Source organism: Nonomuraea sp. NPDC001684 (genome assembly GCF_053596515.1).
Genome location: NZ_JBSFGJ010000375.1, coordinates 1 through 9,169 on the forward strand (window position 1 = coordinate 1; position 9,169 = coordinate 9,169).

Consider the following 9,169-nt stretch of genomic DNA (forward strand, 5'->3'; position numbering starts at 1 on the left):
CGGTCGTGCCGTTTGATGCCCACCCCGGCCAGGTGCTGGCCGGTCTCGGGGTCCACGGCCACCAGCACCTCGCCGCCGAACACGCGCAGCCATCCGGGGACGGCGTCGTCCGTCGCCGGGACCCACTCGCCGGCGTCGGGCAGGGGCGTGGGCTCGGTGGTCCACCGGAAGACGGCGTCGAACCAGCCGCGATCCCCATATCCGATCAGCTCGGGGATCTCCCGGAGCGTCCGCGCGGCGCGCACCCGGGCGACGTGCTCGGGCGGCACCGACAACATCGCCCCCTCCGGGGTGCCGACGCCGACGGCCGGGTGCACGCGGCCGTCCCAGGCGGGCAGCGTACGCAGCGGCGAGCCCGTGACGTCGAGGTTTCCCGTGGGCGGCCAGGCCCCGAGCCATTCGCGCAGATGATCGGTGAGAGCCACGGACCTACTATAGGAAGTAGGAAAAATACCGATTGCGACAGGGGGTCGGTTACTCTTGCGAAGGGGCTCGACACGGCGTGTTACCTTCGGCTAGCGTCCTGACATAAGGATCTTTATCCGGTCAGGAGGGCCCGACATGGCTGTTCCCGGTTACACGGAGATCCGGGAACTCGGTCACGGAGGAACCGGCCGCGTCGTGCTCGCCGTCCGCGACTCCGACGGCTTACCGGTCGCGATCAAGCACCTGTCCGAGGCCTTGCGCGCGGACGGCGAGTTCGCCGCCCGGTTCCGCGCCGAGGCCGGGGTCATCAGCGAGATCGACAGCCCCCACACCGCCCGCCTGCTGGACTACGTCGAGGCCGGAGGCACGTCCGCGATCGTGATGGAGCTGGTCGACGGCGTCACGCTGCGCCGCCTGATCGCCGCCGAGGGCGGCACCGGCGTGGAGGCCGCGCTCACCCTGCTGAAGGGGGCCCTGCTCGGCCTCGCCGAGGCGCACCGGCGCGGGGTGGCCCACCGCGACTTCAAGCCCGAGAACGTCATCGTCACCCCGGACGGCGACAGCAAGCTGGTCGACTTCGGCGTCGCGGCCCGGTTCGGTGAGACCGGCGCCCTGGCCGGCACCCCCGCCTACATGTCCCCCGAGCAGTGGGAGGACGCCCCGGCCGGCCCGGCCTGCGACGTGTACGCCGCCGCCCTGGTGTTCTACGAATGCCTCACCGGCCGCCGCCCGTTCACCGCCGCGAACCTGGCCGCCCTGGCCTTCCAGCACCAGCACATGCCGCCCCCGCTGGAGCACGTGGACGGACGCCTGCGCGGGCTCGTCGAACACGGCCTGGCCAAGGACCCCGCCCACCGGCCCGCCTCGGCCGAGGCGTTCCTGGCCGAGCTGGAGGAGGTGGCGCGCGATACGTACGGCGCGGGGTGGGAGCTGCGCGGGCGGTCGGGCCTGGCCGTGCTGGCGATGCCGTTCGCCGCGCTGCTGCCGTCGGCCGGGACCGGCGGGGGGATGGGCGAGGGCCTCGGCGGAGGGACCATCGGGAGGAGCGGTGCGGAGCACGGCGTCGCGACGGGCACCAGCGTGGTGCGCAGCTCGGTGGGGCCGCCGGCCAAGCTGGCGGTGACCGGCGGGCTGGTGCTGGCGACGGCGGCGGCGGTGGCCTCGACGTTCGTGATCTGGAGCGGCTCGCCCTCGCCGGACAGCGGCATCGCGATGCCGCCGGAGTCCGCGGAGAGCTCGTTCGTGACGCCGCCCGTCTCGCCGGATCCGGAGCTGCCCGTGCCGAGCGGGTCAGGGACGGTCTCGCCGCCTGTGACGGTCACCGCCGGGGCCAGCGGGCAGCCGACTGTGCCCGGCGTGCCGACCGCGGGGCCCGCGTCGTCCGCGCCGCCCGCCACGAGGGCCCCGAACAGCCGGCCGCCGAGGCCGACCAGCGGTCCGTCGGAGTCGGGGCCCCAGAAGTCCGAACCGCCGAAGTCCGGGGCGCCTTCGGGGCAACCTTCGGGGCCGCCTTCGGGGCCGCCCACGCGGTCGTCGCCGACGTCCACCCGGCAGTCCGCCACCGGCGGCCCGGTTCCCAAGCCGCCCGCCACGAGCGCCCCCGCTCCGGAGCCCTCCGCGAAGCCGCCCGCCAAGAGCCATGAACCGCTTCTGTCCGTCTCGGTCGGGTTGTCGCTCGGCGGCTCGCTGCTCGGCGGGGGCGGAGGCGGGGGCGGGTTGCTGGACGCCGACCTCGACGTCGGGTTGGGCTCCAGCCTGCTCGGCATGCTCGTGGTGCCGGGATCGGCCCTGCTCGGAGGCCGCATCGCGGTCAGGCGCGCACGAAGATCACGTAGTCAGGAAAAGTTATGAGTTGCGGGGAATGATGCTTGATCCCCTACTATCAGCGTCGGAAAGAGGGCGTCCCGGACTCTGATTAGCTCCTGACCGGAACCCGCCCTGCGGCTCAGGCTAAGGAGGACAGTGGCGGTCGCCTCCTCCGCCGTGGGCCACGTGGCGCGGGCCGTGGTCGCCGTACTCGTCGGGCTGACGCTGACGGCGGGCAACGCCTCAGCCGGGCGCGCGGCCCCCAAACCCTCGGTGAAGCAGCTCAAGAAGGAGCTGGCCGCGCTGAGCAAGGAGTCGGACCGGCTCATCGAGGAGTACTACAACAGCCGCCGCGCCCAGCAGCAGGCCGAGAAGACGGAGAAGAGCGCGCGTGAGCGGCTGGCCGCCGCCCAGGAGATCTACGACCGGGAGTCCCTCCAGCTCAGGACGCTGGCCGTGGCCCAGTACATCGGCGGCGAACCTAACCAGATCGCCCTGTTCACCGGCAGCCAGAACCCGGACGCGCTGCTGAGCCGCCTGGCGCTGAGCCGCCACCTCATCGACGTCCAGGACGCCCGGCTGCGCGGCTACGCCAAGGTCAGGGACGAGCGTCGCAAGGCCGAGCAGGAGGCCGCCGCCCGCGCCGAGGAGCTCGGCACCGCGGTGGCCGACCTGGAGGGGCGCAAGAAGAAGGCCGAGAAGCTGATCGAGAAGATCAGGGACCGGATCGACAAGCTCTACACGGCCCCGGGCGTGCGCCGCCCGGACGGCACGTGGGTGCCGCAGCTCCCGGACGGCTCCGAGAACATCACGCCCCGCATGCGCCTGGTCAAGACGCTGATCAAGGAACGGTTCACGGTGCCGTTCGGGATCGGCTGCTACCGGACGATCCAGGACGGCGGCGAGCACCCGCTCGGCCGCGCCTGCGACTTCATGCTCAGCCACGGCGGCGCGATGCCGTCGGCGGCCGAGGTCAAGCGCGGCTACGAGATCGCCGACTGGGCCATCAAGAACTCCCGGCGCCTGGGGATCATGTACATCATCTACCGCCAGCGCATCTGGCACGCCAGGACGGGCACCTGGCGGACGATGTCCAACCGCGGCGGCACGACGGCCAACCACTTCGACCATCCGCACATCTCGGTCTACTAGCGCGCCTCGGGACGTACCCGTCCGCGCGGTTTCAGGCGGATGGAGGGCAGTGTCGGGGCGGGCAGCGGCTCGCCGTCGAAGCCCTCGACCGCGCCGAAGCCCTCGCCCTCCGCCCACTCCTTCCGGAAGGCGGCGATCTCCTCGTGGGAGCGCCCCACGAAGTTCCACCACATGACGATCTCCTCGCCGAACGGCTCGCCGCCGATCAGCAGCACCCGCCCGCGGCCCGACAGCCGCAACGTGCCGGGACCCGGCGGCAGGTAGCGCAGCGCCCCCGGCACGGCCTGCTCGACCTCGCCGTCGAGCAGCAGCAGCCCGTGCTCGAAGGCGGGGTCGAGCGGCACCTCGCCCGTGCCGTCGACCGTCACCTCGGCGCCCACCAGCGGGGTGTAGGTGGTCGCGGGCGAGGTCACGCCGCCGAGCGTGCCCATGATCACGGTGGCGTCGAAGCCGGGGCCGGACAACACGGGCAGGGTGGCGTGGTGCTCGAAGGCGGGGGCCGTGCGCCGGTGGGCCTCCGGCAGGGCCACCCAGAGCTGCACGCCGTGCAGCGTCGTGCCGGGCGACTCCTCCGAATGGGAGATGCCGCGCCCGGCCGTCATCAGGTTGAGCCGGCCGGGACGCACCTCGCTCAGGCTGCCGACGCTGTCGCGGTGGAGCACCTCGCCCGCGAGCAGCCACGTCACCGTCTGCAGGCCGGTGTGGGGGTGGGGCGGCACGCGCATCAACGCCGGCTCGGGGCCGTAGGCGTCGACGAAGCACCAGGCGCCGATCATCCGCCGGTGCACGCCGGGCAGCGTCCTGCTCACCCGCATCGCGCGCGGGCCGCCCAGCGGCACCTCGCGTCCGGTCAGCACCTCGCTCCGGTCGCCGCCGTCGGCGGCGCAGCGGAGTTCGCGGGGGTCACGTTCCATATTGCTCACCCCACGACTGTAGGGGGCCGTACGGCCTCCTACAGTCGGCGTTCCCCGGACGGGACGGCTATCCCAGGGTCTCCCACCAGCCGTCCACGGATGGGACGGCGGTCACGTCGACGCCCTCGCCCGGGCGGGGCACCGCGATCTCGACGTCGCGTGCCTTCGCCTCCCGCCACAGGCGGTCCACCGGTTCGGCCCACGGGTGCAGCGCCAGCGTGAACGTCGCCCAGTGGACCGGCAGCAGCAGCTTGCCGCCGAGGTCGAGGTGGGCGTTGACGGCCTCCTCCGGGTTCATGTGGATGTCGGGCCAGGCCGGGCTGTAGGCGCCGATCGGCATCAGCGTCAGGTCGAACGGCCCGTGCGCGGCCCCGATGCCCCGGTAGCCCTGGAAGTATCCCGAGTCGCCGGCGTAGAAGACCCGCTTGCTCGGCCCGGCCACCACCCACGAGCCCCACAGGGTGTCGTTCCTGGTGAAGGCGCGCCCCGAGAAGTGCCGGGCGGCGGTGGCGACGAAGCGCAGGCCCGCCACCTCGGCCTCCTCGTCCCAGTCGAGCTCGATGATCCGGTACAGCGGCACGCCCCACCGCTCCAGGTGCGCCCCGATGCCCAGCGGGACCAGGAACGGCGCCTTCTGGGTCCGCGTGAGCGAGCGCACGGTGGCCATGTCGAGGTGGTCGTAGTGGTCGTGCGAGATCGCGATCGCGTCGACCTGCGGCAGGTCGCCGATGTCCACCGGCAGCGGGTGGTGCCGCTTGGGGCCGACGAGCTGGGACGGCGAAACCCGGTTGCTCCACACCGGGTCGAACAGCACCCGCCTGCCCTCGATCTCCACCAGCGTGGAGGCGTGGCCGTACCAGACCGCGCGCAGGCCGTCGGCCGGCGGCGGGCCGGACGGCGGCAGGCGCAGCGGGATGGGACCGGCGGGATGCCGCTGCTCCTTGTTCCTGGCCAGCTCGGCCAGCAGGCCCACCGGGGGCGTGGTCATCAGGGCGGTCGGCTCGGACATGGGGTTGACGAACGTGTCGCCCCTGAACTGCGGCGAGCGCCGCATCCTGCTCACCCGGTCCGGCCCCGACGTCAAAGGCCGCACGCCCAGCTCGGCCGGTATCCCGCGCAACGCCCACCCGGCCGCGGCGGCGAGCGCGCCGCCCGCGAGGATCCGCCGTGCGGTCCGCATTCCTGCCATTGCCCACACTCCCCTGGAGATGATGTCCATCCCGCCCAACCGGGCGGGATTCCCCGGTGTTCTCGTTCTACGATATATCGCGATAGTTCATACCGTCTTGATCGCTCCGCCGTCGATGACGTAGTCGGCGCCGTTCACGCTCCTGGCGTGCGGCGAGGCCAGGTACGTCACCAAGGAGGCGACTTCTTCCGGTTCGACGAACCTACCGGTCGTCATTCCGGTGACCGACGGCAGCCCCGCGAGCAACTGCTCGTGCTCCATCCCGAGCGAGGCCGCCAGGGCGGCGCCGTACCCGTCGGGGGCCTCCCACATCGAGGTGCGCGAGGCGCCGGGGGAGACGGTGGCGACCCGCACGCCACGCGGGCCGAACTCCTCGGCCAGGGCCTTGCCGAACGCCGTCAGCGCGGCCTTGGCGGTGGTGTACACGACCGGCCCCATGTGCGGCACACGGGCGCCGTTGGACGAGATGTTGATCACAGTGCCGCCCCGCCGCAACAGGCTGGGCATCGCGGCCCTGGTGGCCCGCACGGCGCTGAGGAAGTTCAGGTCGTACGACTGGCGCCAGGCGTCGTCGTCGAAGCCGAGGAAGCCGTTGAGCTGCCCCTGGCCGCCGTCGCCGCCGCCCACGTTGTTGACCAGGAGGTCGATCTCGCCCAGCTCGGCCAGCGCGCGTTCGACCAGCTCGGCCGGGCCCGCCGCGGTGGACAGGTCGGCGGTCACGGTGATCGCGCCGGTGCGCCCCAGCTCGGGGGAGATCGTACGGGCCGCGGCCACGACCCGCATGCCCTCCGCCGTCAGCGCCTCGACGATCGCCAGCCCCAGCCCCCTGCTCGCGCCGGTGACGACGGCGGTCTTGCCGGTGAGTCGCATGTCCATGTGAATCGCCCTTCCTGCATCAGTGATGATGCGATGACTCTAGAACTTGCAACATCGATGACGCAACTCTCCCTTGAATGGGTACTGTCGTGTACCCTTTGGGGCGTGAGTGGGACGACACGGGCCCTGCGGTCCGACGCGGAGCGGACCGTCCGGACGATCCTGGAGGCGGCCGAACGGGTGCTCAGCAGGAATCCGGCGGCCAGCATGGAGCAGATCGCCGAGGCGGCCGGGGTGGCGCGCACGACCGTCCACCGGCGCTTCGCCTCCAGGGAGTCGCTCGTGGAGGCGATGGCCGAGTGGGCCACCCGGCAATTCGCCGCCGCCGTGGACGCCGCCCGTCCCGAGCAGGCGCCGCCGCTGGTCGCGCTCTACCAGGTCACGGCGAACGTGCTGCGGGTGAAGATCGACTGGGGGTTCGCGATGAGCCGCGGGCCGTCGGCGGGGGCCGAGGTGGCCCGGGTGCACTCCGAGGTCGAGGCCAGGTGCGACCGGCTGTTCCAGCAGGCGCGGGCGGCCGGGGTGCTGCGGGAGGACGTGGAGCCGGAGTGGGCCCGGCGGGTGTACTACGCGCTGATCCACGAGGCGGCGCAGAGCCGCGACGGCGAGCCGGAGGCGCTGGCGGGCCGGCTGGTGGACACCTTGCTGCGCGGCGTGGGCCCGGGCCACGGCCTTCCTCCCACCCCGAGCCCTTCTGCCGCCCCGCCCGCCTCCCCGAGCCCTTCGGAGTAGGAGGTTCGTTCGGTCAGGGGTTGCGGGCCAGGGCGTCGCGGCGCTCGTCCGGGCGGCGTTCCGGGTGGGGCCACGGGTTCGGACGGCAGCGGCCCAGCGACTTCGACTGCTGGACCATCACCGGAGCCGGCAGGCCGGGGCCGGGGCAGGCGCGGTGGCCGTGTCCCAGGCTGTGGCCGACCTCGTGGCTGATGACGTAGTCGCGGTAGGCGGCCAGGTCGCCCTCGTACTGCGGGACGCCGTCGGCCCAGCGGAGCGCGTTGATGACCGAGCGCGTCCCGTTCCAGCACGACAACGTGCCGCCGGTGCGCAACGGCAGGCACTGGCGGACGGTCAGCCCCGGGCTGGACAGCGCCACCCGCACCCGTACCGGGCCGTGGTCGACGCGCTGGAAGCGGGCCCATCCGCGCGGGTCGTTGAGGGTGCGGTGCACGGCGGCCGCGAACACGGTCCCGTCGATCGGCAGGCCGCGTTCGACCTCCACCAGGTACCGCACCACCTCGCCCTCTCCGGCTCGGGCGGGCGCGCCGCCGGGCACCACGGCGTACGAGCCCGAGGCGGCGTACGGGACCTTGACGTGTTCGGCGGGAAGGGGGATCGGCGCGGGGATCGAGGGGCGCGGCGGAGGGGGGACGGCGGGAACGGCCCGTTCTGCGGGGCGCTCGGGCGTTTCCGTGCGTTCCGGGGCGGAGGCGCAACCGGCGGCCAGCAGCAGGACGATCAGCAGCGCGAACAGCGGCAACGCGGCCTCCCCACGAGATCACGGCGGGGAGAAATCCACCATATCCGCGCAGTGCCGCCCGGATCATGCCGGGGTCTGACCAAGGGGTCGCGCGGACCGGCGCGCGACTGCCGCGCCTCGGCTGTTCCTACGAGGCGATCGCCGACACCAGCTGCTCGGCCACCACGATCCGTGCCTCGACGAGATCGCCGTGGACGGCTCCTTCACCAAGGCTCCCGGAGGTGGAGAGGCGGCCGGGCGTTACCTGGCACGTCGGACGCGCCCACGCCTGCCACCGGATCGCCCGCTGCTGCGAGCGGCGCGAATCGCCGGCCATGACCGCGCCCTGCCCGTACGGCCTCCTACGGCCCCGGGTGGAAGCCCGGAGAGCCCAGCTCCGCGAACCAGCTCGGTGGCTCCGGCGCGGTGAACGCGGTGGTCATCGCGTCCAGCCAGGCGGCGAACGTGGGGAAGTCCGGGGTGGAGTCGGCCAGCTCCTCCCAGCTCCCGTCCTCGACGTAGCGTGCGCGCCCCTCCTGGTCGTCGTAGTGGTGGTGGTAGACCGGGTATTCGCCGTCCGCGTCCGGCCGGGTGACGTCGAAGCACCAGACCGCCTCGTTGTCCGCGTCCGCGAGGGCGAAGCCGACCAGGTGGTTGGTGGACAGCCACCGGCCGTCGCCGCGGTCCACACCCTCGGGCATGTGCACGAGATCGGAGTTCAGCTCGACGATGGCGTCGTCACCGACGACGACGAACTCGATGTACTCGTTGGACGAGACGTCCCGGCGCTTGCAGGCAAAGGTGTTGTGCTCGGCGAGGAAAGCCCGGTAGCTGGGCGGAGCCGTCCAGTCGACGGTTCCGAAATGGGGCTTCAGTCCAGTCTCGCGGTTGCGGACGGCTTCGGCGGAGGCGGGCTCCGACGCCGTGATGATGACCGTTCCGGATTCGGCGGCGCGGTGGAGGATTGCCAGACTCTCGTGTATCGACATCGCGGTCCTTGATCGGGGGATCGTATGGCTATGTGGGCGTGGCTCCACAACTGTCAGGTGCCTGATCGTGGCCGATGACCACGATCGGCGGAGTGGGCAATTCCTGTCCGGGCCCGCGGACAGCCTCCCTCCGCATCGATCCGCATGGCCTTTTACGCCGACCTGCCACCAACCCCCGCCGTCCGGACGCGGCACGCCCTGCTCACGTCCTGGTTCAGCCTGCCGTCTGGGGGCGGCGTCATCGGTGTCTGGCGCCCGATGGACGCCTTATCGTCACGATGCTCAGCGACGGCGACGCCGTGCACGACGCGATGACCGCCGCCGCGCCCGCGCTGCGCCCCGGCCAGGTGTGGGCGCAGATGAG

General features: G+C 72.5%; 8 protein-coding genes and 3 pseudogenes. 5 read left to right on the forward strand and 6 right to left on the reverse strand.

Annotated features, from left to right (window positions below; genetic code table 11):
• Positions 1-425, reverse strand: a pseudogene (locus ACWCSD_RS40180) (GNAT family N-acetyltransferase); the annotation flags it as partial.
• A 136-nt stretch (positions 426-561) separates the two neighbouring features.
• On the opposite strand from ACWCSD_RS40180, the gene ACWCSD_RS40185 reads away from it, so the two are divergent.
• Complete coding sequence (locus tag ACWCSD_RS40185; protein ID WP_449922733.1) at positions 562-2,277, forward strand: protein kinase domain-containing protein; 1,716 nt, start codon at positions 562-564, stop codon at positions 2,275-2,277.
• A gap of 111 nt (positions 2,278-2,388) precedes the next feature.
• Positions 2,389-3,384: a coiled-coil domain-containing protein gene (locus ACWCSD_RS40190; protein WP_397156425.1), complete on the forward strand. Its 996-nt coding sequence runs from the start codon at positions 2,389-2,391 to the stop codon at positions 3,382-3,384.
• Here ACWCSD_RS40190 and ACWCSD_RS40195 read toward each other — a convergent pair.
• From ACWCSD_RS40195 to ACWCSD_RS40205, 3 genes are all read right to left on the reverse strand, one after another.
• Complete coding sequence (locus tag ACWCSD_RS40195; RefSeq protein WP_449922736.1) at positions 3,381-4,307, reverse strand: pirin family protein; 927 nt, start codon at positions 4,305-4,307, stop codon at positions 3,381-3,383. The two genes, ACWCSD_RS40190 and ACWCSD_RS40195, sit on opposite strands and share 4 nt — an antisense overlap.
• Positions 4,308-4,365: 58 nt before the next feature.
• The gene (locus ACWCSD_RS40200; protein WP_449922738.1) at positions 4,366-5,487 is read right to left on the reverse strand and encodes an MBL fold metallo-hydrolase; all 1,122 of its coding nucleotides are present in this window, start codon (positions 5,485-5,487) and stop codon (positions 4,366-4,368) included.
• Between the two features lie 87 nt (positions 5,488-5,574).
• On the reverse strand, positions 5,575-6,363 hold the full coding sequence (locus tag ACWCSD_RS40205) for an SDR family NAD(P)-dependent oxidoreductase (RefSeq protein WP_449922740.1): 789 nt from the start codon (positions 6,361-6,363) through the stop codon (positions 5,575-5,577).
• Positions 6,364-6,468: 105 nt separating this feature from the next.
• Between ACWCSD_RS40205 and ACWCSD_RS40210 the strand changes: the two genes are divergently transcribed.
• Positions 6,469-7,095 (forward strand): TetR/AcrR family transcriptional regulator, encoded by a 627-nt coding sequence (locus ACWCSD_RS40210; protein WP_397156433.1) that lies wholly within the window; start codon positions 6,469-6,471, stop codon positions 7,093-7,095.
• 13 nt (positions 7,096-7,108) lie between these two features.
• Here the strand turns inward: ACWCSD_RS40210 and ACWCSD_RS40215 are convergent, their stop codons facing one another.
• On the reverse strand, positions 7,109-7,837 hold the full coding sequence (locus tag ACWCSD_RS40215; RefSeq protein ID WP_397156435.1) for a DUF3152 domain-containing protein: 729 nt from the start codon (positions 7,835-7,837) through the stop codon (positions 7,109-7,111).
• Positions 7,838-7,941: 104 nt separating this feature from the next.
• Between ACWCSD_RS40215 and ACWCSD_RS40220 the strand changes: the two are divergent.
• Positions 7,942-8,078 (forward strand): annotated as a pseudogene (locus tag ACWCSD_RS40220) (IS5/IS1182 family transposase); the annotation flags it as partial.
• Positions 8,079-8,178: 100 nt separating this feature from the next.
• Here the strand turns inward: ACWCSD_RS40220 and ACWCSD_RS40225 are convergent.
• Entirely contained in the window at positions 8,179-8,805 is a 627-nt protein-coding gene (locus ACWCSD_RS40225; RefSeq protein WP_397156437.1) for a hypothetical protein, read from the reverse strand.
• Positions 8,806-8,879: 74 nt separating this feature from the next.
• On the opposite strand from ACWCSD_RS40225, the pseudogene ACWCSD_RS40230 reads away from it, so the two are divergent.
• Positions 8,880-9,169, forward strand: a pseudogene (locus tag ACWCSD_RS40230) (hypothetical protein); the annotation flags it as partial.